Origin of the sequence: Chelativorans sp. AA-79 (assembly GCF_029457495.1) — a bacterium.
In the GTDB taxonomy this organism is placed as follows: Bacteria; Pseudomonadota; Alphaproteobacteria; order Rhizobiales; family Rhizobiaceae; genus Chelativorans.
In genome coordinates this window covers 418,040-441,445 of record NZ_CP120361.1, presented here as the reverse complement: position 1 = coordinate 441,445, position 23,406 = coordinate 418,040, and the positions used below count along the sequence as shown (strand labels likewise).

The following is a 23,406-nucleotide window of genomic DNA, read 5'->3' as shown; positions in this document are numbered from 1 at the left end:
ATTGGTCGATGTCAGTGGTTGCGTGCCGAGACCGTCATTCAGCTGGCCTGCTCCTCGAGCGGTTCGCCGAGATAGGCCGAGATCACCTTGGGGTCGGCCACGACCTCCTGGGGCGTTCCCTCGGCGATCTTCTGGCCGGCGTCGATCACGAGGATGCGGTCACAAATGCTCGTGACCGCCTTCATGTCGTGCTCAACCAGCCACACCGTCGTGCCCCGCTCGCGCACCTTGCGAAGGCAGGTGACCATTTCCTCCGTCTCGATGGGGTTGAGGCCGGCGCAAGGTTCGTCGGCGAGGAGAAGCGAGGGTCGGGTGGCATAGGCGCGCGCGACCTCCAGCTTGCGAAGCGAGCCAACGGTCAACCCTTCCGCCGTGCGGTCGGCGAGTTCCTCCAGACCGGCAATGGCAAGCGCCTCATCCACCACCTTTTCGGGCTGGCTTCCGCCCGGCCTGCCAAACATCGCGCCCACGCGCACATTTTCCCGCACCGTAAGGGCAGGGAAGGGTTTCGATATCTGGAAGGCCCGGGCGATACCCGCCTGATTGCGTCGATAGGTGGGCAGGCCGGAAATATCCTCGCCCTTGAACCGGATCTCGCCTCCTGTGAGCGGGTAATAGCCGGTGATGAGATTGAACAGGGTCGACTTGCCGGCGCCATTGGGCCCGATCAGCCCGAAGATGGCGCCAGCCGGTATCTCGAAATCGACGTTCTGGATGGCGATCAGCCCACGAAAGGACTTTGTGACTCCGCGCCCCGACAGGATGATCCCGCTCATGCCCTCGCCTCCGCCGCGGCCGGTTCAGCCTGGTTTGCCCTGCGTTTCCGGAAACTCAGGGCGCCAATGATGCCGCCAGGCATGAGAAGGATGATCGCGACCACCATGGCGCCGGTGATGAGAAGGTGGATGTCGAGGAAGCGTGACAGCAGCACCTGCGTGATGAAGAGCATGACCGCGGTTCCGATGATCGGCCCGAACAGGGTGCCTATCCCGCCGATCAGACAGAAGACGATCAGGTTCAGGGAGAAGTCCAGGCGGAAGACGGTATAGGTCGTGAAATAGCCGACGCTGTAGCCGTAGACCGCACCCATAATGCCGACGAGAATAGCGGAAAGCACAAAGGCCATGATCTTGTAACGCTCGGTCGCCACGCCCAGCATCATGGCGGTATCCTCGTCTTCACGGATCGACAGCAACGCGTAGCCGAAGCGGGAATTGCGTACTGCAACCGAGATCAGGAAGCACAGCAGGAGCAGCCCGCCGAAAATGTAGTAGAAGAAGTCCTCCGGGGTCATGGCGCTGGGAACCGGTGTCTGCAGGAAGACTCCGATGCCCCCCTGGAACCAGCTCACATTGTTCACCAGTTCGCCGACGACCTGGCTCACGCCGAGCATCGCTATCGCGAAATAGATGCCCCGCAGGCGAAGGATCGGATAGGCGAGGATGGCCGCGAACAATCCGCAGATGAGGCCGGCCAGGAGGATCGGGGCGATCATCGACAACGGCCCGTCGCCGAACGGGCCGAGCCTGTTCACGATATGGGCGGCGCTGAAGGCGCCCATTCCGATGAAGACCGTGTGGCCGAAACTCCAATAGCCGGAAAAGCCACCGAGAATGTTCCACGCGATCGCCATGCCGGCCGAGAAGAAGAAGAGCTGGGCCACGCGTGTGTAGAAAGGTCCGATCCAGAGTGGCAGCAGTGCCGCGGCAATGACTATGACCGCACCGATGACGAGAGGGAGCGTGCGGTTCATCGGCTTTCTCCAAACGCGTTGCCGAGCAGGCCGCTGGGCCGCACCAGGAGCATCAGGACCAGCACCAGGAACATGGCGGCCTGGGTGAGAGAGGGGCCGATATATTGCGCCGTGAAGGCATTGATCAGCCCAAGGAGCAGCCCGCCCACAAGCGCCCCGGCCGGACTGCCGATGCCGCCGAGCACGACGACGATGAAGGCATTGAGTGTCCAGGCGACCTCACTTGCCGCCGTAAAAGGCTGGACGATGCCGATAATGGCGCCGGAAGCGCCGGCCATCGCTGCGCCAAGCCCAAAGGTGAGTCCATGCAGATTGCGCACATTGAGCCCGGAAAGTTCGGCCGCCAGCGGCTGCTGGGCGGTCGCGCGGATCGCCCGTCCGAAATGCGTGCGGGCGAGAACCAGGGCGAGGGCCACGAGCAGAACCAAGCTGGCCCCGAGGGCGACGATCCGCACGACATCGATACGAAGCGGACCAAGGGTCAGGCTCATGAAGCTGTATGTCGGCGTGATCGTATGCACATCTGGCCCGAAGACGAGTTGCAGCCCGTTGCGCGCCATCATGGCAACGCCGAAAGTGACAACCAGGGAGGCGACCAGCGAAGCGCGCGAAACGGCCCACTGGATGATGGTGCGCTGATACACATAGCCGACGGCGAACAGGACCAGTCCGATCGGGATGATGGCCAAAAGCGGGTCGATGCCCATCCGTGCAAACAGGAAAAGGGCGCCATACGCTCCCGCGACCACGAAGATGCCATGCGTCAGATTGACGATGCCGAGCACGCCGAAGACGAGCGAGAACCCAACGGCAGCAAGCGAATAGATACCTCCCAGCACGAGGCCGTTCAGAACTGTTTGCAGAAAGAGCGTCATCGTGGTGAACCGCCCTAACCGTTTTCCTTGGCGGCCCAGGCCATGGCAACCTCGTCGCCGGTTGCGAACCATACATTCGGATAGCGGCGCACGAAGGCAATGAATTCGCGCAGCATGGCAAGCCGGGAAGGCCTCCCGATGATCTGCGGATGGGTGACTATGTTGACGAGCCCGCCCCAGCGATAAATTTCCATGAATTCCTGTTTCCAGATATTCAGGATGTGATCGTTGGTGTGGATTGGACGCGGCGACTGGATGGCAAAGAGCGCGTAGGGCGCATCGTCGAGGCTCCAGTGCCAGGGCAGTTCCACCGGCCCGCGCGATCCATCGGACAATTGATGCCGATAGGGGCTGACCTGATCCATGAGCGAGCTGTCATAGGCGAAGCCGTATTCATGCAGCAGGCCAATCATGTTTTGCGATGTCTCGCCGGCGGGCGAACGATATCCCTTCGGCTTGATCCCAACGGTTTTCTTGAGCGCTTCAAGCCCCTTTTCGAGCGCCTCGCGCTCCTTATCGGGATAGTCGGGGTCGATCCATTCATGCAGATAGCCGTGATGGCCGATCTCATGCCCGGCGGCCGCGATCGCCTCGATCCGGTCGGTGTATTTCTCGGCGGTCCAGCCCGGCACGAAAAAGGTGCCCTTCAACTCTTCCTCCCGCAGCAATTCGAGGATCTTGGGTACGCCGGTCTTGGCACCGTAGACACCCTGCGACAGCACGCCGGGACGCCGCGCATTGTCGGGATTGCGAGACAGCCACAGCGTCTCGGCGTCGAAGTCGAAAGTCAGCATCACGGCGCAGCGCGCACCGTCGGGCCATTCGATCGGGGTCATGTCGTCCACGGGAATGTCTCCTCAGGCAGCATCGGAACGGGTCTGTTCCGTATAAAGCGGGAAGGCTTGAAAGGGTGCCTCGCAGGGCGGTCCGTCAGTGGCGTAGAGGATGCGCTCATCGAGATCGAGCAGAATGGCGGCCACCGTGACGACGCGTTTTGCCGACGGCAAGGCCGGGTCGGGGTGACGGCAGATCGCGGCCGGCGCGGAGAAATGATCGCGGATCACCTCTTCGATCACTGCACGATCGACTGAACCCAGATGCCGCCTCAAAAGGCGTTCGGCACGCGGGCCACGATAGAGCGTATTGGGCGCGATGCGCTCCATCTGCGAGGTGACGCGCGTTTCCTTCACCAGATGGTTGGCATGAACCACCAGCCCGTCGGTCGGCGTCAGATAGGCGCAATGTTCCGGTGTCGCCTCGATATCGAGAATCTCGCCGTCCCGATGACCGATGAGATAATTGCTCGATGCGGTGCGGTCGGTTTGTACGACCGGCAGGAGTGCCTGGTCGAATCTCCAGGCGTCGAGAATTTCCTTGCAACGGACATGAAAAGGCTTGCGCATGCCGGTGGTGCCGTCGCGCGGCGTCACCAGCCCGTTGACGCAAAGGCCGATCCCGGCGGCGTTCACACCCATTTTCGAGCCGACTATGCCGGCTTCGCTGAAGCCGATGAAATCGGGTTTGCCTTCCTCGGGAGAGGCTCCACGCCTTACACGCTGGATGAATGTGCGTCCCTGGACATTCGCAAGCCAGTCCCAGTTCTGGCACAAGATGGTGTGGCCGTTGGCGGTCGCCTCCGGCAGCAATCCAAAGGATGTGCAGCCTTCCTGCTCCAGCCTTGTATCGGCGGCTCTGACCTCCGCACCGAACGCGAGATAGGTGATCTCGTAGCGGGCATTCAGCATGGCGATCTCGGTGAGCGAGACACCGGACGCTTCCGCGATGGCAGCCATCTCCTCGGCATATTCGCCATTGTCGTTCCGGATGAAATCGAGCCAGCCCTCGCTCTGCTTCAGGATCGTCGGGCGGTCGGCGCCGGCGGCCTCGAAACGCGCGAGATAGGTCTCTATATTGTCCCTGATCGCATCGGCCAATGTCGAGCCGTGGATACGGCCCCGCTCACGCGGATCCGGGCCGAGTTCTAATAGCGGAAGATCTGCCATGCCGGGTTTGTGGACCTTTTAGCTTGAACTGGAAGTGCGGCGCCCGACGATGCGCCGGATGCCACTATGTTCAACACACCCGATCAGGCGCGTTCTTCCCACGTCGGGGCCGGATAGATGGGGTCGGCCGAGGCTCCGTCAGGTGGCGCGATGACTTCCATCTCGCCGTCCTGGCGCTGGATCAGAAGCGGCCCCAGCAGGGACGCATCGCCGTCGCCGTCCTCGGTGAAACGCACATGCCCGTAGAAACACTCGAAGTCGATCGCCGACAGCGCGTCACGCACGGCGTCGACATCGAGCGATCCGGCCCGCTTGGCGGCCTCGATATAGACGACGATGCACACCGCGCCGCTGGCCATGTGATAGGTCAGTTCGCGGTCGAAATTGGCCCGGAAATACTCCGCGAAATCCGCGGCCGAGCCGAAGTAGTCGCCCGAGAACGGCGCGCGCTCCGACCAATATGCCTGCGTGACGACTCCGTTGGCATAATTGCCGAGCGCATCCTGGAAAGCGGAGGTCTGCGGGCCGAGGGTCTGATAGAGCATCGGCACGTTGGTGTTGGTCGATACCATCTGACGTGCGATCAGGATCGAGGTCTGGTCATGGGTGGTGCAGACCAGCACATCGGGCGTGTTTTCGCGAACCGAGGTCAACACATTGGATACGTCGCTGACCTCGGCCGGCAAAGCGATGTAGTCCAGCACTTCGATGCCCGCTTCTTCCAGGCTGGCGTGAGCTCCTTTGGCCTGGAATTCCGAGAAGGCGTCATTGGTATAGATGATGGACACGGTCTTCACCGCCGGATCGAGGCTGGCGAACATGTCTACCGAGGACACGAACTGGCGCGAAGCGCGTGGGAATATGCCGAAGACGCGCTTGCGGCCTTGCGTGAAGATCAGATCGGAACCGCCGCCCGCCTGCACCATGATGCGGCCGGCCGCCTCGGTGATCGAGCAGGTGGGAAGCACGATGTTGGAGCCGAAGGAGCCGAGGAAGAAATTGATGCCCTCGTCCACCTGACGCTGGATCAGCGTCGTGGCTCGCGCCGGGTCGGACGCGTCATCGAAGAGATTGAGGTCGAGTTGGTAGTTCTGGCCGCCGATTTCGACGCCGCCCATCTCCTCGTTGATGAACTTGACGGCGCATTGATAGCCCTGGAGCACGTTTTGGCCGGTCTCGGCCGCCGCGCCCGTCATTGGGATCGAACCGCCGAAGGTGATCGTATTGTCCTGGCCGAACGCGAGCTTCGGCACGGCCCCGGCGATCATCGCTGCCGTTGTCCCCTGGAGGAAAGTACGTCTTCTCATCTGCCGTCTCCCATTGTGATTGCAGGCCATCAGGCCAGCCCGAGATAAGCTTCCTTGACTTTAGGATCTTTGAGCAGCGCCTGACCCTCGCCCTTCTGAACGACCCGTCCCTTCTCCAGCACATAGGCGTAGTCTGCGATGGCCAGGGTGTGATGGACGTTCTGCTCAACCAGAAGAACGCTGATGCCCTCCTCGTTGAGCTTGCGGATAAGGGAAAATATCTGCGAGACGAGAATGGGACTGAGTCCAAGCGACGGCTCGTCCAGCACCAGGATGCGCGGCATGGTCATCAGCCCGCGACCGATCGCCAGCATCTGCTGCTCGCCTCCCGACAGCGAGCCGGCATTCTGGCCCTGACGCTCTTCGAGCCTGGGAAACAGATCGAAAACGCGCTCCAAATTCTGTTGGCAGCGTTCGCGGGCGCGGCGCACATGGCCGCTGAGGATCAGGTTCTCACGCACTGTGAGATGCTGGAAGACCAGCCGCCCTTCCGGCACCAGCGCGATGCCGAGTTCGACGGTCTGATGAGCCGGCATGTTAGTGATATCCCGACCGTCGAGCACAATGCTGCCGGAACGGGGCCGGAGCGCGCCCGCGATCATCTTGACGCTCGTCGTCTTGCCGGCGCCATTCCCGCCGATCAAAGCCGCGATCTTGCCACGCGGAAGTTCCAGCGAACAATCCGAGACGGCGCTTACGCCGGAATAGTCGTAAGCCAGCCCCGAGACCTGAAGCAGCACCTCGCCGGTCGAGTCGGCCCGTGCCCGTTCGCTGAGTAAGGCAGCCATTTATGTTCCCCGAGTTCGTATTGCTGTGCGATACAATCGAACTGTTATTGCCAGATTAGGTATCCCTCTCTTGCATTGTCAAGCAGTACTGAGATGTGTCTCACGATACATCGCGCGAGGAGCGGCGCCTCCACCTTCAGGCGGGGCGCAAACCGGCAGCCGCTGCAGTAACGAGCGGCCCCGCCCGCGAAACGAACTCTTCGGGCTGCCATTCGGCCAGCGACGCTGCGATATGAATTGCGCCGACCGGCTGGCCCGCGCCGTCGAGCACTGCTGCGGCAACGGCAATCTCGCCCACGAGAATCTCCTCGATGGCAAGCGAATAGCCCGTGTCCCGAACCTCCTCGATGCGGGCGAGTATCTTGTCGATCTCCACCGTGGTACGCGGCGTGAACTTGCGCCGATCGGAGCGGTGAAGGATATCGAGTACCGTTTCATGGCCGAGATGGCTGAGCACGGCGCGACCGCCCGATGTGCAGAATGTCGGAACGCGGCGACCGATCAGATGCGCATAGAACGTGTCCCGCTTGCTCTGCATGCGGACCACGTAAATCATTGAAAGGTCGTCGAAAAGGCTGAGATCGACACGTTCCTTGACGGTCCGTCGCAGGTCGGCGAGGATTGGAACGGCGCGGTGGACGAGCGGGTTGGAGCGCAGATAGTCGAAGGAACGTTCGAGAACGCGCCGACTGGGCGCGACACCGGCAGGCGTCTTCTCCAGATATCCGATATTCACCAGCGTGTGGACGAGACGCTGGGCCGCGCTCTTGTCCAGCCCGGTTGCCGCGGCGATTTCAGAAAGCGACATCGGAGCGGGATTGTCGGCGAATGCCTCCAGCACGCGGAAGCCACGTGCAAGCGCTTCCACGAACAACCGGTCGTTCTTCGGTTCCCGCATTTCCGTTGGTGCCGCCCCGGCATTCAGGACGCGCGTATCGCTTGCCGTCACTTTTTCCTCCTGGCCCGATTGTCCGGACCTATCTTGCTGCCACCACGGGACCGGGTTCGGTTTGACCGCCGCGAAAATCCCGACCTAAAATGGCGTCAATGTAATCAAATTGCAGAGCGATACGCAAACATGACGAAGCAGATTGCAGCGGAAATCGACGTGACGCAGCTTGCCTTTGATGCCCGCAACATGGCGGCAGGATTGCGCGAATGGGTCGAGACCGAAAGTCCGACCTATGATCGCGCGGCAGTCAACCGCATGATGGATGTCGCATCGCGCCATCTGGCCATCCTCGGCGCCGAGATCCAGCGCATTCCCGGCACACTCGGCTATGGCGATTGCGTCAAGGCCAGCTTCGCGCATCCGCGCCGCGACCAGCCCGGCATCCTCGTGCTCGGACATCTGGATACGGTGCACCCCCTCGGCACGCTCGATCACTTCGGATGGCGCGAGGAAGACGGGCTCTGCTACGGCCCCGGCGCGCTCGACATGAAATCCGGCAATTATCTTTCGCTTGAAGCGATAGGCCAGCTACGCAAGGCAGGCTTCGAAACGAAGCTGCCCGTCACCGTGCTTTTTACGAGCGACGAGGAAGTTGGAAGCCCGAGCACGCGGGCACTCATCGAGGCCGAGGCCGCGCGCCATCGCTACGTGCTGGTGCCCGAGCCTGCCCGCAGGAATGGCGGCGTGGTCACCGGACGGTATGCGATCGCTCGCTTCGAACTGGAGACGCGCGGCCGTCCGAGCCATGCCGGGCTTCGCCTGGGCGAAGGGGTCTCGGCGATCCGTGAAATGGCGCACCAGATCATCGCCATCGAAGCGATGACCGATGCCGATGCGGGCTATAGCGTGGGAGTCGTCAATGGCGGGCAATGGTCGAATTGTGTATCGACCACATGCCGGGCAAAGGCGTTGGTTTCTGCCACGACAGACGAAAAACTTGCCGAGGCGATCCAACGGATCAGCAACCTGAAACCGGTGGGCGCCGATGTACAGGTCGATGTGACACGCGACGTGGTCCGCCCGGTCTGGACGGCGAGCGATGCATCATGGTCGCTCTACGAGCATGCGGCGCGGCTCGCACGTGGACTGGGCTTCGAGATTCCGCCTCAGAATTCCGGTGGCGGCTCGGATGGGAACTTTACCGGCGCAATGGGAATTGCCACGCTCGACGGCCTTGGCGCCCGTGGCGATGGCCCTCACACATTGGACGAGCACATCGTCACGGAGAGCCTTGCAGAACGCGGCCGGCTCATCGCTGCCCTTCTCGCCACGCTCGACGGCGCCGTCTGACACGAGTTTGAAGAATTTACCGAGGAACGTCGTCGTTTGGCTCGCGAAGAGACCGAACGGCGCTGGCAAGAAGCTGAACGTCGGGCACTCTTGAGCGCAAGCGTGTGGCCATGCACCATACATTGGTGGGCGAACAGAACCAAATCGCGCGGCTCAACCGGATGCAACAGGCGTCGATGCCGGCAGTCTTAGATGTGCAGCTTCCTCACGATGGGACATTCGAAACCAATGTGGATTGAAGCGATTGCCGCTTTTTGCCGAGGTACAGAGCTGTTGTGAAGACGATCTTTGCCAACCCTCAGGATGCACTGGATCTCGCCGATCGGGGTCGTCGAGCAGGCTAGTTTGCAACATCCGCTCACTCGTTGTCCGTGATGGCGCCACCGATAGTGGAGGAACTGCTTGCCAACCACCAGTGCAGAGTCATACTGGAGTGGCGGAAAATGGCGGAGAGGGAGGGATTCGAACCCCCGATGCCCTTGCGAGCATGCCGCATTTCGAGTGCGGTGCATTCAACCACTCTGCCACCTCTCCGCGCGGGGCGCTACGCAAGCGCCAGGGTGCAGCGGCGCTTAGATAGCGGCGTTGCGGCCGCGACACAAGGCCGGGCATGAGCATTTTTCGCTGCTTGCCTTGACCTTTTTTGCCTGTTCCACTATGGACCCGCTGTCTGCGGCGTGGGGTATGCTCTGCGCCGCTTATTTCGTGGGCCTGGAGCCCTCGTTCAACGACTGAAAAAAAGACGGCTGCCCGCCCTGCGGCGGGCAAAGCCGGAACGGACACTGAAAGGTAAGAAAGATGTTCGCAGTCATTAAAACCGGCGGCAAGCAGTATCGCGTTGCCGCAAACGACGTGCTCAAGGTCGAGCGGATCGTCGGCGAGGTCGGTGAGATCGTTCAGATCGGCAGCGTGCTCGCCGTCGGCGAGGGCGAGAATGTCACGATCGGCGCTCCCTTCATCGAGGGTGCGAGCGTGGCTGCCGAAGTGATGGATCAAGGGCGCGGGCCGAAGGTCATCGCTTTCAAGAAACGCCGGCGGCAGAACTCGCGCCGCAAGCGTGGACATCGTCAGCTTCTGACGACCGTCCGGATATCAGAAATCCTGCTCGATGGCGCCAAGCCTTCAAAGAAGGCCGCGGCCAAGCCAGCCAAGAGCGAGGAAAAGGCCGCACCCGCGGAGGAGAAGCCGGCCAAGGCCAAAAAGGAGGCCGCGCCGAGCAAGGCTGCCGCGGCGACGCTCTTCACCGCGCCGGAGGGCGAGGCGGACGATCTGACCGCGATCAAGGGCATCGGCCCGGTTGCGGCCGGCCAGCTCAAGGAGCAGGGTCTCACGACTTTCGCACAGCTCGCCGCGCTGACCGATGAAGACATCGCGCGCATCGACGAAGCGATGCCTTTCAGCGCCGAACAGATTCAAGACTGGCGCGAGCAGGCAAAGAAGCTGGCGCAATAAATCGGGGCGCTGGCCCCAGCAAAACGGAATTGCATTTGGGCGCGTGAGCGTTCATAAGGACTAGGAAAGCGCCCCAGGGGCGAAGGAGTAGAGTCATGGCACACAAGAAAGCTGGCGGTTCGTCGCGCAACGGTCGCGATTCTGAGTCCAAGCGCCTTGGCGTGAAGAAATTCGGCGGCGAGAAGGTGCTCGCCGGCAACATCATCATCCGTCAGCGCGGGACGAAGTGGCATCCCGGCGCCAATGTCGGCATGGGCAAGGACCATACCCTTTTTGCTCTCCAAGCCGGCGCGGTATCTTTCGCCACGAAAGCGAACGGGCGAACCTACGTGTCGGTAAACCCGATTATGGAAGCAGCGGAGTAGCCGGTTCCGCACCAAAGATACCGGCGACCCATCAAGGGGGCCGGTGTCCGGGAAAGTCCGGAAAGGTTCAGGGGAGATGGGTCGCCATCTCCCCTTAATTTTTGTCCGGAGGATAAGTGATGGTTGCCGAAACCGAAGAGGCCGAGGGTGAGAGTTTAAGGATAGACTGTCCTGTCGTCGTCACCGAGCGGCTGGTACTGCGTCCACCGCACGAGGACGACATTCCCGAGATGGCAGAACTTGCGAACAACCGCCGGGTGGCCGAAATGTTGTCGCGCATGCCGCACCCCTATTCGGAGGCTGACGCGGCTACCTTCGTGCGCGGGAGCCGGTCGAGGGATCGTTCCGGTTGCCACTACGCAGTCGCCCTTGCCGACAGCGGTGCCTTCATCGGTTGCGCCGGGCTGGATGTGCGCCAATATGGACTCGAGCTCGGGTACTGGATCGGCGAGCCCTATTGGGGGCATGGCTACGCCACCGAAGTGGCGCATGCGCTGGTTGATCTCGCCTTTCGCGCGACCGATATCGAGAAGCTCAACGTCTCGTGCAGAGTGATCAACGAGGCCTCGCGCCGGGTGATTCACAAGTGCGGATTCCAGTATGTGGTCCAGGGCATGATGGATTCGCTCGTCGCGGGCAAGGTTCCTGTCGAGCGTTACCAGCTTGATCGCCGCACCTGGGTGAGCCTCAGAAGCTGGGGCGCCCGCCACTAGAATGCGACCTCAACAGAGACACGCGGGTTCCAAGGACCTGCGTGTCTTCCCCAAGCACCCTCGCACTTGGGCGCCCGATGCGCTAGATGAACCCGGCAACGATGAGCGTGATGCGATGAAATTTCTCGATCAGGCCAAGGTCTACATACGCTCCGGCGACGGCGGGGCGGGGTCGGTTTCGTTCCGGCGCGAGAAATTCATCGAGTTCGGTGGACCGGACGGTGGTGATGGCGGACGTGGCGGGGATGTCTGGGTGGAGGCTGTCGATGGCCTCAACACATTGATCGACTATCGTTATCAGCAGCATTTCAAGGCCAGGCCGGGCATGCACGGCATGGGTCGCAACCGGACCGGCGCCGAAGGAGCCGACGTTGTCCTGAAAGTCCCGGTGGGCACGCAGGTCTTCGAGGAAGACAACGAGACGCCGATCTGCGATCTGACCGAGGTCGGCCAGCGCTATCGGTTGGCCGAGGGCGGCAATGGCGGCTTTGGCAACCAGCACTTCAAGTCCTCCACCAACCAGGCGCCACGCCGGGCCAATCCCGGCCTGCCGGGGGAGGAGCGCTGGATCTGGTTGCGGCTCAAGCTTATCGCGGACGCCGGGCTGGTTGGTCTGCCCAATGCAGGCAAGTCCACCTTTTTGGCGGCCGTTACGGCTGCGAAACCGAAAATTGCCGATTATCCTTTCACCACGCTGCACCCCAATCTGGGCGTGGTCCGCGTCGATGCGCGCGAGTTCGTCCTGGCGGATATCCCTGGCCTTATCGAGGGCGCACATATGGGCGTTGGCATCGGCGACCGCTTCCTTGGCCATGTGGAGCGCACGCGGGGACTCCTGCATCTGATATCGGCGCGGGAGGAGGATGTCGCAGCCGCCTACAAGACCGTTCGCGCCGAGTTGAAGGCCTATGGTCACGGACTTCCTGACAAGCCTGAAGTGGTGGCCCTCTCCCAGGCCGATCTGCTCGACGAGGAAGGGCGAGCGGAAAAACTTGGCGCGCTGAAAGAAGCGGCGTCGAGCAACCCCGTTGTTCTGTCCGCCGCCACCGGTGAGGGCGTACAGGACGTGCTCCGGGCGCTGATGCGCATGGTGGAGCAAGCCCGGGAAGAAGAGCGGGAGGGTGACACTGTCGACGAGCGCTGGCAGAAATAGGCCGATGTCATGAGTGGAATTTCGCTTTCCTCCTATCGCCGCGTCACCGTGAAGATCGGCTCGGCGTTGCTTGTCGACCGTGCTGCGGGTCTGAGGCGCGAGTGGCTTGCCGCTCTCGTCGACGACGTCGCACGGCTTGCGGCAGCGGGTACGGAAGTATTGGTCGTTTCCTCGGGGGCGATCGCCTTGGGACGGACGGTGCTTGGGCTCGGGAGGCGAGCGCTCCGGCTCGAGGAGAGCCAGGCCGCGGCGGCGGTCGGCCAGATTGCATTGGCTGGCGCTTGGTCAGGTGAACTTGGCCGCCACGGCCTCATCTCCGGCCAGGTGCTCGTCACGCTCGGCGACACGGAAGAGCGGCGACGGTATCTCAATGCCCGCGCCACCATCTCGACGCTGCTCAAGATGAGGGCCATTCCCGTCATCAACGAGAACGACACGGTCGCCACCAGCGAGATCCGCTACGGCGACAATGACCGGCTGGCGGCGCGCGTGGCCACCATGATGGGCGGCGATCTGCTCGTTCTGCTTTCCGACGTGGACGGGCTTTATACCGCAGCCCCTGAACGCGATCCGACCGCGCGCTTTATTCCGGTGGTGGATAGGATCACACCGGAGATCATGGCTATGGGAGGCGCGGCGGCCTCCGATCTCTCGCGCGGCGGCATGCGCACGAAACTCGATGCCGGGCGCATTGCGACGGCTGCCGGCGTGGCCATGATCATCGCCTCGGGCAAGCAACTTGGCCCGCTGAGCGCAATAGATCGTGGTGCGAGGGCCACTCTTTTCAAGCCGAGTCCGATGCCCGTACGGGCCTACAAAACCTGGATTGCCGGGCAACTCGAGCCGGCCGGCCGCATCGGCATCGACGATGGTGCACTGAGGGCGCTGCTCCAGGGAAAAAGCCTGCTGCCGGCGGGTGTGAAGCGTGTTGAAGGTGCATTCTCGCGCGGGGACACGGTGGCCATCATGGGGCCGGACGGGCGCGAGGCGGGCCGGGGGCTGGTTGCGTATGATGCGGCGGATGCCGTAAAGATCGCGGGGCTCAAAACCGGAGATATCGCTGCGGTTCTCGGTTACGAAGCGCGGGCGGCGATGGTGCACCGGGATGATCTGGTGCTTTCGCAGCCCACGGGCGAGGCGGACAAGCGAAAGGTGGAGGGGACCGATGTTGCAGGCGCATAAGGGAGCCGTAAAGGACATCAGTGAACTGATGGCAGAGCTTGGGCAGCGTGCCCGCGCCGCCGCCCGGCCACTTGCCATTGCCAGTGCGGAGCGGAAGAACACGGCCCTTCTCGCCATGGCCGACATCCTCGAAGCAAACAAGACAAGGATCCTGGCCGCCAATGCGGCCGATATGAAGAAGGGAAAAGCTGCCGGTTTGTCCAGCGCCCTCCTCGACAGGCTGAGACTGGACGACAAGCGTATTGCCGCAATGGCCGAGGGAGTCCACGCGATTGCCGCTCTCGAGGATCCGGTCGGTAATATAATCGCCGAATGGGACAGGCCGAACGGCCTGCACATCGAGCGCGTGCGCACGCCGCTCGGGGTTATAGGCGTCATTTACGAAAGCCGGCCCAATGTGACGGTGGATGCCGGCGCGCTCTGCCTCAAGGCCGGCAATGCCGTGATTCTCCGCGGCGGTTCGGATTCGGCCAATTCGTCTGCGGCGATCCACGGCTGCCTCGTTGAAGGGCTGCTGAAGGCGGGCCTTCCGGAAGACGCGATCCAACGCGTGCCGGTGACCGATCGCGCGGCCGTTGGCGAGATGCTGAAAGGCCTCGACGGCAATCTGGACGTGATCGTGCCGCGAGGAGGACGCAGTCTCGTCGAGCGCGTGCAGAACGAAGCGCGTGTGCCGGTCTTCGCCCATCTTGAAGGCATCTGCCATCTCTATATCGACAGGTCGGCCAGACTCGACATGGCGGTACCCATCGCAGTCAACGCCAAAATGCGGCGGACAGGCATCTGCGGCGCGGCGGAAACGCTGCTGGTTGATCGGGTGGCGGCCGAGACCCATCTCGTGCCCGTCCTTGAAGCGCTTGCCGACGCCGGCTGCGAAATCCGCGGCGATGAGGGAGTGTGCGAGCGCTTTCCAAAGGCGAAGCCCGCGTCGGAAGAGGATTGGCGCACCGAATACCTGGACGCGATCATCTCGGTGAAGCTGGTCGACGGCATTTCCGGAGCCATCGAACACATCGAGATCTATTCCTCCCATCATACGGAGGCCATCGTGGCCGAGGATACTGTCGCCGTGGAGCGCTTCTTCAACGAGATCGACTCGGCCATCCTGCTTCACAACGCCTCGACCCAGTTCGCCGATGGCGGCGAGTTCGGTATGGGCGCGGAGATCGGCATCGCCACCGGCAAGATGCATGCACGCGGGCCGGTGGGCGTCGAGCAGCTCACCTCCTTCAAATACCGTGTGCGCGGCACCGGCCAGACAAGGCCCTGAAACCGTGGTTTCGGCGGGGGAGGAAATTCAGGCGCATTACCTGCGCATGCCGCATGTGGAGAAGGGCATGGCGGTGGGACTTTTCGGCGGCTCCTTCAACCCGCCCCATGCCGGGCACGCGTTGGTGGCCGAGACGGCGCTTCGGCGACTCGAGCTCAATCAGCTCTGGTGGATGGTATCGCCCGGCAATCCGCTGAAGGACCACAGCGGGCTGGCGCCGCTTTCCGAGCGAATTGCGCGCTCGGAAGCCTGCGTGACCGACCCGCGCATCAAGATCACCGCCTTCGAGGCCGGATACCGCATCCGCTACACGGCCGACACGGTCGAGATCGTGCAGGCGCGCAATCCGGGTGTCCATTTCGTCTGGATCATGGGCGCGGACAGCCTGCGCACGTTCCATCGCTGGGAGCGGTGGCGGACGATCGTACGCAGCGTGCCGATCGCCGTGATCGACCGGCCTGGGGCGACGTTGTCCTTTCTCTCTTCCACCATGGCCAAGGCCTTCGACCACGCGCGCATCGACGAGGCGGACGCGCCTCTTCTTGCCCGCATCAAGCCGCCCGCCTGGACCTTCATTCACGGGCCGCGCTCCTCGCTTTCTTCCACCGCGCTGCGCGCGGAAGCCGGCTGGCGAAAATCTCCGGCCGGCGGAAACGATCAGCCGGGGGACCGGCCCGGAAAGGAACCGAGGCGACTGCCGTAAGCACATGTCCGCGGCAGAGCCGAGCGGAAGCGGCAGGGAACGCCCCTTCTACCGACGCCTTTCCCTCACGAGAAGGAGAACTTGTCTTGAAACTGACAAGCTTGTCTGCCTATCTATAGGTTATCGTGCAGTATGTGCTGCGCGATTTCGTTGTTCTTATTGGAAAGGAAAGACACTGAGAACAGCACTTCAGAGGAAGGCAGCCATCTTGCCTTCGCCGGCCGGGACACGCGAAGAGAGCCTGTCACGCGCCTTAGAAGCAGCGCTCCAGAGTCTGGAAGACTCGAAAGCGGAAGATATCGTTTCCATCGACATTCAGGGCAAGTCTCCGCTGGCGGACTACATGATCGTAGCCTCCGGCCGGTCGCACCGTCATGTAGCGGCCGTATCGGAGCACCTTATCCGCGCCATGAAGGATGCCGGTTTCGGCAATGCGCGGGTGGAAGGCCTGTCGGGCGCCGACTGGGTGTTGATCGACGCGGGCGACATTATCGTTCATGTGTTTCGCCCGGAGGTCCGTGAGTTCTACAACATCGAGAAGATGTGGCAGGCTCCGGACCTGGAGGACGAGACGCTTCATTAGGAGCCGTTCGCGGCTTGAGGCAGGACTGGCCGGAAGCCGTGATCAGGTCTCCGGAACAATAAGGTCGCGGCAGCGGACCAGGCGGACCGACGGGCTCTGGGGGCGATCCTGATTCGCTTGTCGGATCGCTGGTGTTTTTTGAGCCCGGTGATCGCCGGAACCGGCTGTCTGTTGCCCTCGGCCGTGTGCGGGAATGCCGGCGGCGGATGAAACCAAGCGGGGATTCCAATCCGTACCATCGTCCATGCCATCGGCCGCATGAAGGCCGGCCCGGAGCGGGAGCTTGCCGAACGCTATTTCCAGCGCCTGGCGAAGGCCGGCCCGGCCGTGGGCCTGGAATTTTCCGGTGTTTCCGAGAATCCCGAAAGTCGGGCCAAGACAGCCGCCGAACGAAGGAAGGAGGAAGGGCGCAAGCTTTTTGACCTTGCCGAGGGCGGCGTTCTGATCCTGCTCGATGAGCATGGGAAGAATTTCTCCTCCAGGGAGATCGGCGACAGGATTGCCTCCTTCCGCGATGCCGGAGCCCGGCAGCTCACCCTTGCCATCGGCGGTCCGGATGGTCACGACGAGAGCCTCGGCGCGAAGGCCGACCTCAGCATCGCCTTCGGCGCACAGACATGGCCACACCAGCTCGTGCGTGTCATGCTGGCCGAACAGCTCTACCGCGCGGTGACCATTCTTTCGGGCCATCCTTATCACCGCGACTAGAGCGCCGCGTGTCCATTTGGGCGCACAAAGGACGCTCTCTCTTCTCGTTTTCCGCATTTATGCGGGAAATTCCACCTGGCGCCGAAACGCAACAGGTGCGCCTGCAGGATGCTACCAACTGAAATCTGGTGCCCTAGGTGTGGCATGGAAGGCATGCCGCCCGCATAATTTTACCCTGGGAGGGTTGCACGATTGAACCGGGGCACCGACCATGGTTGATGCTTCGTTAACGATCTATTCCTAGGCTAGCGCGAGAGAATTCTTGTGACGGAGAGGTGAAGGTGCCACAGGTCGGCCATCTTGGACGAGCCCTGCTCCTGGCGGCTTTCGCGCTGGCTGGCCTTTTTGCCGCCCCCGCCCTTTCGCAGACCGTGGATAGTCTCGAACTGAAGCAGAACGAGAGCGTGGAGAAATATCGCCAGCTCTCCCAGCAAATAGCACTTTCGGAGAAGCGGCAGGCCGAGATCGCCGCCGAGATCGCCGCTATCAAGGATGACAGTGCGGCGCTGACGACCGCGCTCATCCAGGCTGTGAAGACGGAGCGCAAGCTGGGCGAGGATGTTGCTGAAATCCAGGGGCGGCTGCGGGATCTCGGAGCTCAGGAGCAGGAGATCCGGGTTTCGCTTGCCAGCCGCCGTGGGACCTTGGCCGAAGTGCTGGGTGCCTTGCAACGCATGGGTCTCAACCCGCCGCCGGCGCTTCTGGTGCGACCCGAGGACGCGTTGGCTTCCGTGCGTAGCGCCATTCTGCTCGGCGCCGTGGTGCCGGAGCTGCGCTCGGAGACGGAACTTCTCGTCGCCGACCTTGACGCACTGACCCGGGTGAAGACCTCGATCACCGCCGAGCAGGAGCGGCTTCAGGCCAAGAGGACGGAGCATGCGGAGGAGAAGGAGCGGTTGACGCTGCTTCTGGCCGAGAAAGGCCGCATGCAGGCGAACGCGGAAGCGCAGATGAAAGCCGAGCGCGAACAGGCGTCTGCACTTGCGGATCGCGCAACAAGCCTCCAGGAGCTGATATCGTCTCTCGAGAAGGAAATCGAATCCTTGCGCAGGATTCTCGAGGCGAAGCGACAGACCGGCGAAAACCTGCTCTCCGAGGCACTGCCTTTTGCAGAGCGGGCGGGTCTCGTCCCGCTCCCTGTTTCGGGTGAGTTCGCAAAGCACTTCGGAGAGGATGACGGAACGGGCGGCAGCCTCAAGGGCGACATTCTAAGGACACAATCGGGCGCAATCGTTACGGCTCCAGTGGATGGGATGGTGCTTTATGCGGGACCGTTCCGGTCATACGGTCAGCTATTGATACTGAACCCCGGCGACGGCTATCATATTGTGCTGGCAGGAATGGACCGGCTCAACGTCTCGCTGGGACAGTCGGTCCTGGCTGGAGAGCCGGTTGGCATGATGGGCGAGGCGCGGTTGGCGAGTATTGCGGCTTCAACTTTGGATGGTGCCGTGCCGGAACTATATGTAGAATTCAGGAAAGACGGGAAACCCATAGACCCGAAGCTCTGGTGGGCTCGGGAACTCTCTGGAAGGACGGGAAATGATTCGTAAATTGTCGCTCTTGTTCGCCGGCGCGCTGATGGGCGCTTCTGCCGTGAGCCTCGTCTACGGCACGAATGGCACGGCAGCCAATGCTGCGGACACCGAAACCTACCGGCAGCTCGCTATCTTCGGCGACATCTTCGAGCGGGTGCGTGCACAATATGTGACGCCGCCGGACGACAAGCAGCTCGTGGAGAGCGCCATCAACGGCATGCTCACATCGCTTGATCCGCACTCCTCCTATCTCAATGCCGACGCAGCGCAGGACATGCGCGTGCAGACGAAGGGAGAATTCGGAGGCCTCGGCATCGAGGTGACGATGGAGAACGAGCTCGTCAAGGTGGTTTCGCCGATCGACGACACGCCGGCAGCGCGTGCCGGCATCCTTGCCGGCGATCTGATCGAGAAGATCGATGGCGAGGAAGTTCGTGGTATGACGCTGAACGATGCCGTCGACAAGATGCGCGGTCTCGTCAACACGCCCATCGAGCTCACAGTCCTTCGCGAGGGCCAGAATAAGCCGCTGAGCTTCACGATCATCCGCGACACCATCAAGGTGAAGGCAGTCAAATACCGTGTCGAGGGCGATGTGGGCTATCTCAAGATCACATCCTTCACGGAGAAGACGACGGACGATCTGCGCCAGGCGATCGATGACATCCGTAAAGAGGTGCCCGACGATGAGCTGAAGGGCTATGTTCTCGATCTTCGTCTCAACCCCGGCGGTTTGCTCGATCAGGCAGTGAATGTTTCCGACGCGTTCCTGGAGCGCGGCGAGGTCGTTTCGACCCGAGGCCGCGAATCCAGGGATATCTCCCGGTTCAGCGCCCAGGCCGGTGACCTTACGGACGGGAAGCCGCTGGTTGTGCTTATCAATGGTGGCTCGGCCAGCGCTTCGGAGATCGTTGCCGGCGCCCTGCAGGACCATCGCCGCGCCACGCTCGTCGGAACCCGGTCTTTCGGCAAGGGCTCGGTCCAGACGATCATTCCGCTCGGCGAGAACGGCGCGCTGCGGCTGACGACGGCGCTCTACTACACGCCGTCCGGCCAGTCGATCCAGGGCAAGGGCATCACGCCGGATATCAAGGTCGATCAGCCGCTGCCGGAGGATCTGCAAGGCGCCGATCTGTCGCGCGGCGAATCGGAGCTGCGCGGCCATATCCGAGGCGAGGCAGAGGACGACGAGGGCTCCGGCTCGATCGCCTACGTGCCGCAGGATCCTGCCGAGGACCTGCAGCTTGCCTATGCGCTCGACCTCCTGCGCGGCGTAAAGAAGGATCCGGCCTTTCCGCCAAGCTCCGACAAGGCGGTCATGAATCAGCAGTAAGAGAAGCGGCGCATCCCTCGCGGGATGCGCCGCACTGCTTGGCCAGCGACGATTCGGGGTGAACGCGGGAGCGCATGGAACCTGCTCGCAATGAACTCGACGAGCCGCTTGGTCAGGAGAGGCCGTCGGGCGATGCATCCAAGCATCGTCGGCCGAGGGGAGCCATTTTTCTCGCTATCTGCGCCGTAGCGGTGCTGGGCGTTTCCGGGACGGTCCTGCTGTGGGACCGGTTCTTTCCTGCGTCTCCATCCGTTGTATCGAAACCGGCAGCAGAGCTGCCCGCCGATCCGGCATCGAAGGCCGAAAAGGAGGAGGCGCTGGCTCAAAGCCTCACTCCCGCCGTGCCCGAAGCCGCCATCGTTCACATCGATCCGGAAGCCTCGCCGGCTGCCAGCAGAAACATCATTGTCGTCCGCGATCCCTCGACGATCGGCCAGAACCCGCGCATCGCCCATCTTCCCGACCGCGCGTTGATAGAACAGGCAGAGGCCGGACCGCTGCCGGTGCGCGGTGCCGATGGGCTTCGGCCTTTCGATGCCTATGCCCGGCCTTGGTCGGGCGCCAAGGGCGCACGCATCGCCATCGTGATCGGGGGTCTCGGCATTTCGCAGACCGGTACGAACGAGGCCATCGAAAAGCTGCCGCCAGAAATCACTCTCGGCTTCGCACCGCTCGGCAACAGCCTCATGCGCTGGATGCAGACGGCACGTCGCGAGGGGCACGAGATCGTCATGCAGGTGCCACTGGAGCCCTTCGGATATCCAGCGAGCAATCTTGGCCGCCACACTTTGCTTACGGGTGCTGCACCGGAGGAAACCACCCGAAATCTTCACTGGGTTCTGTCACGCATCACCAATTATACGGGCGTGATGAACCATATGGGCGCACGCTTCACGGCAGACCGGAGTGCCATGAACCCGTTCATGGAGGAACTCGGACGCCGCGGGCTTCTCTATTTCGATGATGGTACATCGGCGCGGAGCCTCGCTGAGGAACTGGCTCTTGCGAAAGGGGTTCCGTTTGCCTCTGCAGACGAGGTCATCGATCAGGACCGGGATCGCGGGGCGATTCTGGAAAAGCTCGACGAACTGGAGCGGATCGCGCGGGCGCGTGGCTTCGCCGTTGGTGCCGGCTCCGCGCTGGAAACCACCGTGGACGCGGTTTCGTCGTGGGCCGGTGAAGTGCGGAAGCGGGGCATCGAACTTGTGCCTCTTTCCGCGGTCGCAGTTGATCCGGAGCGGGGGTGAGAGGCTATGGCAAAGGGAATCCGGGCGAAAGACCTGCCCTACAGGCCCTGCGTGGGCGTGATGGTGCTCAACGAAGCAGGTAACATCTGGGCCGGGCGGCGCATCATGGAGCGGTCGAGCGAAATGGAAGGAGCCGCCATGCTGTGGCAGATGCCGCAAGGCGGCATCGACGAAGGTGAGGATCCGCTCGCGGCGGCCCGCCGCGAGCTTTATGAGGAGACAGGCATACGCACCGTCTCCTTCCTTGCCGAGACGCCGGGATGGATTACCTACGACCTGCCCGAGCATTTGGTTGGAAAGGCGCTCAAGGGCCGATATCGCGGGCAGAAGCAGAAATGGTTCGCTTTTCGTTTCGAGGGAGCGGAAAGCGAAATTGCCATCAACCCGCCCCCGGGTGACCATGAGCCTGAATTCGATGCTTGGGCGTGGAAGCCGATGCGCGAGCTTCCAAAGCTCGTCGTGCCCTTCAAACGGCAAGTCTATGAGGAGGTGGTTGCGGCGTTCGGGCACCTGGCGGAGTAGTGGTGCGCCTTTGCCTCTCCCGCAGGGGAGAGGCAAAGGTGGCGCCTGCCGCCTCTATCTCCACTCCCGGATGTCGACGAAATGGCCGGCGATAGCAGCCGCCGCTGCCATGGCCGGCGAGACCAGATGCGTGCGGCCCTTGAAGCCCTGGCGGCCCTCGAAATTTCGGTTTGAGGTGGAAGCGCAGCGCTCGCCAGGTTTCAGCCGATCGTCATTCATGGCAAGGCACATGGAGCAGCCGGGTTCGCGCCAATCGAAACCCGCCTTTATGAAGATCTTGTCGAGACCCTCGGCTTCGGCTTGTGCCTTCACGAGACCGGAACCGGGTACGATCATGGCGTTGACCCGCTCATGCACTTTGCGGCCTTCCGCAATCCTTGCCACCGCGCGCAAATCCTCGATGCGGCCATTGGTGCAGGAGCCGATGAAGACGCGGTCCAGTGCGATATCAGTGATCTTCGTGCCGGCCGCAAGGCCCATATATTCGAGCGCACGCTTCTTGGAGAGGCGTTTCGTTTCATCGGCGATCGCATCGGGATCGGGGACGACGCTGGTGACGGCGACCACATCCTCGGGCGAAGAGCCCCAGGTGACGATCGGCGGCAGGTTCGCCGCATCGAGCTTCACCACGCGGTCGAAATGGGCGCCTTCGTCGGTGTGCAGCGTCTCCCAATAGGCACGCGCCATGTCCCACGCCCGGCCCCTGGGTGCGCGGGGGCGGTCCTTGATATAGGCATAGGTCGTCTCGTCCGGCGCAATCATGCCAGCGCGCGCCCCGCCTTCGATCGACATATTGCAGACCGTCATGCGGCCTTCCATCGAGAGCGAGCGGATCGCCTCGCCGGCATATTCCATCACATGGCCGGTGCCGCCGGCCGTGCCGATCTCGCCGATAATGGCAAGGATGATGTCCTTGGCAGTCACGCCTTCCGGCAGTTTGCCATCCACCTGAACCAGCATGTTCTTGGCCTTGCGCTGGATCAGCGTCTGCGTGGCCAGCACATGCTCCACTTCGGACGTGCCGATGCCGTGCGCCAGCGCGCCGAAGGCCCCATGCGTGGAGGTGTGGCTGTCGCCGCACACGATCGTCATGCCGGGAAGCGTAAAGCCCTGCTCGGGCCCGACGATGTGCACGATGCCCTGCCGGCGGTCGGCCTCGTTGTAATATTCGATGCCGAAATCGATCGCGTTCTTCGCCAGCGCCTCGACCTGGATGCGGCTTTCCTCGTTCTTGATACCGAACTTGCGGTCGGGCGAGGTGGGCACGTTATGATCGACCACGGCGAGCGTCTTCTCGGGATGGCGCACGGCGCGGCCGGCCATGCGCAGGCCCTCGAAGGCCTGCGGGCTCGTCACCTCGTGCACCAAGTGACGATCGATGTAGAGAAGGCAGGTACCGTCGTCCTGACGGTCGACCAGATGGTCGTCGAAAATCTTGTCGTAGAGCGTGCGCGGTGCGGTCATGTTCTTCAGGTCCTGGAAAGCGGAAGGAAAATGCGGGAGCCCGTCGGGGCGGCGTCTATCCGTTCAAGGAAGCCGGCACAGCAGCGCGCCGGAAATGCGCGCGAAAAACCGGCCGGGCAGGCGCTTCACGTCCTGCAGAACGAAGCCCTTATAGGCCGGATGTCCGAAAAGCTTTTCCATGACCCTGATATTTACCAGCGTTTGC

23 protein-coding genes and 1 tRNA gene are annotated in these 23,406 nt (G+C 62.4%); 14 read left to right on the top strand and 10 right to left on the bottom strand.

All coding sequences use genetic code 11. The features are described 5' to 3' along the window. Positions 1-38: 38 nt before the first annotated feature. The 8 genes from PVE73_RS02170 to PVE73_RS02135 all read right to left on the bottom strand — a co-directional run bounded on the left by PVE73_RS02170 (position 39) and on the right by PVE73_RS02135 (position 7,675). Entirely contained in the window at positions 39-776 is a 738-nt protein-coding gene (locus tag PVE73_RS02170) for an ABC transporter ATP-binding protein (protein ID WP_277365370.1), read from the bottom strand. Next, entirely contained in the window at positions 773-1,753 is a 981-nt protein-coding gene (locus PVE73_RS02165) for a branched-chain amino acid ABC transporter permease (protein WP_277365369.1), read from the bottom strand. The genes PVE73_RS02170 and PVE73_RS02165 overlap by 4 nt, the downstream gene beginning before the upstream one ends. Further along, a complete protein-coding gene (locus PVE73_RS02160; RefSeq protein WP_277365368.1) occupies positions 1,750-2,628 on the bottom strand; it encodes a branched-chain amino acid ABC transporter permease in 879 nt (292 codons plus the stop codon). Before PVE73_RS02160 ends, PVE73_RS02165 begins: the two co-directional genes overlap by 4 nt. 14 nt (positions 2,629-2,642) lie before the next feature. Further along, positions 2,643-3,464: a polysaccharide deacetylase gene (locus PVE73_RS02155; RefSeq protein ID WP_277367318.1), complete on the bottom strand. Its 822-nt coding sequence runs from the start codon at positions 3,462-3,464 to the stop codon at positions 2,643-2,645. 21 nt (positions 3,465-3,485) lie between these two features. Further along, positions 3,486-4,631 carry a C45 family peptidase gene (locus tag PVE73_RS02150; protein WP_277365367.1) on the bottom strand — a complete coding sequence of 382 codons (1,146 nt, stop codon included), beginning with the start codon at positions 4,629-4,631 and terminating at the stop codon, positions 3,486-3,488. A gap of 83 nt (positions 4,632-4,714) precedes the next feature. Further along, positions 4,715-5,938: an amino acid ABC transporter substrate-binding protein gene (locus PVE73_RS02145; RefSeq protein ID WP_277365366.1), complete on the bottom strand. Its 1,224-nt coding sequence runs from the start codon at positions 5,936-5,938 to the stop codon at positions 4,715-4,717. A 29-nt stretch (positions 5,939-5,967) separates the two neighbouring features. Continuing rightward, positions 5,968-6,726 carry an ABC transporter ATP-binding protein gene (locus tag PVE73_RS02140; protein WP_277365365.1) on the bottom strand — a complete coding sequence of 253 codons (759 nt, stop codon included), beginning with the start codon at positions 6,724-6,726 and terminating at the stop codon, positions 5,968-5,970. Between the two features lie 136 nt (positions 6,727-6,862). Further along, the gene (locus tag PVE73_RS02135) at positions 6,863-7,675 is read right to left on the bottom strand and encodes an IclR family transcriptional regulator (RefSeq protein ID WP_277365364.1); all 813 of its coding nucleotides are present in this window, start codon (positions 7,673-7,675) and stop codon (positions 6,863-6,865) included. A gap of 153 nt (positions 7,676-7,828) precedes the next feature. Here PVE73_RS02135 and PVE73_RS02130 point away from each other — a divergent pair, with 153 nt between their 5' ends. Further along, complete coding sequence (locus tag PVE73_RS02130; RefSeq protein ID WP_277367317.1) at positions 7,829-8,968, top strand: M20/M25/M40 family metallo-hydrolase; 1,140 nt, start codon at positions 7,829-7,831, stop codon at positions 8,966-8,968. 444 nt (positions 8,969-9,412) lie between these two features. On the opposite strand, the gene PVE73_RS02125 is transcribed toward PVE73_RS02130, so the two are convergent. Beyond that, positions 9,413-9,502: transfer RNA gene (locus tag PVE73_RS02125), tRNA-Ser, on the bottom strand. Positions 9,503-9,766: 264 nt separating this feature from the next. Here PVE73_RS02125 and PVE73_RS02120 point away from each other — a divergent pair. The 13 genes from PVE73_RS02120 (at position 9,767) to PVE73_RS02060 (ending at position 21,737) form a co-directional block, all read left to right on the top strand. After that, on the top strand, positions 9,767-10,420 hold the full coding sequence (locus PVE73_RS02120) for a 50S ribosomal protein L21 (protein WP_277365363.1): 654 nt from the start codon (positions 9,767-9,769) through the stop codon (positions 10,418-10,420). Positions 10,421-10,515: 95 nt separating this feature from the next. Next, a complete protein-coding gene (gene rpmA / locus PVE73_RS02115; RefSeq protein ID WP_277365362.1) occupies positions 10,516-10,785 on the top strand; it encodes a 50S ribosomal protein L27 in 270 nt (89 codons plus the stop codon). Between the two features lie 119 nt (positions 10,786-10,904). After that, positions 10,905-11,498: a GNAT family N-acetyltransferase gene (locus PVE73_RS02110; RefSeq protein ID WP_277365361.1), complete on the top strand. Its 594-nt coding sequence runs from the start codon at positions 10,905-10,907 to the stop codon at positions 11,496-11,498. A gap of 115 nt (positions 11,499-11,613) precedes the next feature. After that, positions 11,614-12,651, top strand: a complete 1,038-nt coding sequence (gene obgE / locus PVE73_RS02105) for a GTPase ObgE (protein WP_277365360.1) — start codon at positions 11,614-11,616, stop codon at positions 12,649-12,651. Between the two features lie 9 nt (positions 12,652-12,660). Continuing rightward, on the top strand, positions 12,661-13,833 hold the full coding sequence (gene proB / locus PVE73_RS02100) for a glutamate 5-kinase (RefSeq protein ID WP_277365359.1): 1,173 nt from the start codon (positions 12,661-12,663) through the stop codon (positions 13,831-13,833). After that, the gene (locus PVE73_RS02095; RefSeq protein ID WP_277365358.1) at positions 13,817-15,103 is read left to right on the top strand and encodes a glutamate-5-semialdehyde dehydrogenase; all 1,287 of its coding nucleotides are present in this window, start codon (positions 13,817-13,819) and stop codon (positions 15,101-15,103) included. The genes proB and PVE73_RS02095 overlap by 17 nt, the downstream gene beginning before the upstream one ends. A 46-nt stretch (positions 15,104-15,149) precedes the next feature. Continuing rightward, positions 15,150-15,806 (top strand): nicotinate-nucleotide adenylyltransferase, encoded by a 657-nt coding sequence (locus PVE73_RS02090; protein WP_277367316.1) that lies wholly within the window; start codon positions 15,150-15,152, stop codon positions 15,804-15,806. Between the two features lie 208 nt (positions 15,807-16,014). Beyond that, the gene (rsfS, locus tag PVE73_RS02085; protein WP_277365357.1) at positions 16,015-16,389 is read left to right on the top strand and encodes a ribosome silencing factor; all 375 of its coding nucleotides are present in this window, start codon (positions 16,015-16,017) and stop codon (positions 16,387-16,389) included. Between the two features lie 228 nt (positions 16,390-16,617). Next, positions 16,618-17,097: a 23S rRNA (pseudouridine(1915)-N(3))-methyltransferase RlmH gene (gene rlmH, locus PVE73_RS02080; RefSeq protein WP_277367315.1), complete on the top strand. Its 480-nt coding sequence runs from the start codon at positions 16,618-16,620 to the stop codon at positions 17,095-17,097. Positions 17,098-17,378: 281 nt separating this feature from the next. After that, a complete protein-coding gene (locus PVE73_RS02075; RefSeq protein WP_277365356.1) occupies positions 17,379-18,650 on the top strand; it encodes a peptidoglycan DD-metalloendopeptidase family protein in 1,272 nt (423 codons plus the stop codon). Then, positions 18,640-19,968 (top strand): S41 family peptidase, encoded by a 1,329-nt coding sequence (locus tag PVE73_RS02070; protein ID WP_277365355.1) that lies wholly within the window; start codon positions 18,640-18,642, stop codon positions 19,966-19,968. The genes PVE73_RS02075 and PVE73_RS02070 overlap by 11 nt, the downstream gene beginning before the upstream one ends. Before the next feature lie 74 nt (positions 19,969-20,042). Continuing rightward, entirely contained in the window at positions 20,043-21,215 is a 1,173-nt protein-coding gene (locus PVE73_RS02065) for a divergent polysaccharide deacetylase family protein (protein ID WP_277365354.1), read from the top strand. 6 nt (positions 21,216-21,221) lie between these two features. Further along, entirely contained in the window at positions 21,222-21,737 is a 516-nt protein-coding gene (locus tag PVE73_RS02060; protein WP_277365353.1) for an RNA pyrophosphohydrolase, read from the top strand. Positions 21,738-21,791: 54 nt separating this feature from the next. Here PVE73_RS02060 and leuC read toward each other — a convergent pair whose 3' ends face one another. After that, positions 21,792-23,201 (bottom strand): 3-isopropylmalate dehydratase large subunit, encoded by a 1,410-nt coding sequence (gene leuC, locus PVE73_RS02055; RefSeq protein WP_277365352.1) that lies wholly within the window; start codon positions 23,199-23,201, stop codon positions 21,792-21,794. Positions 23,202-23,406: the final 205 nt, after the last annotated feature.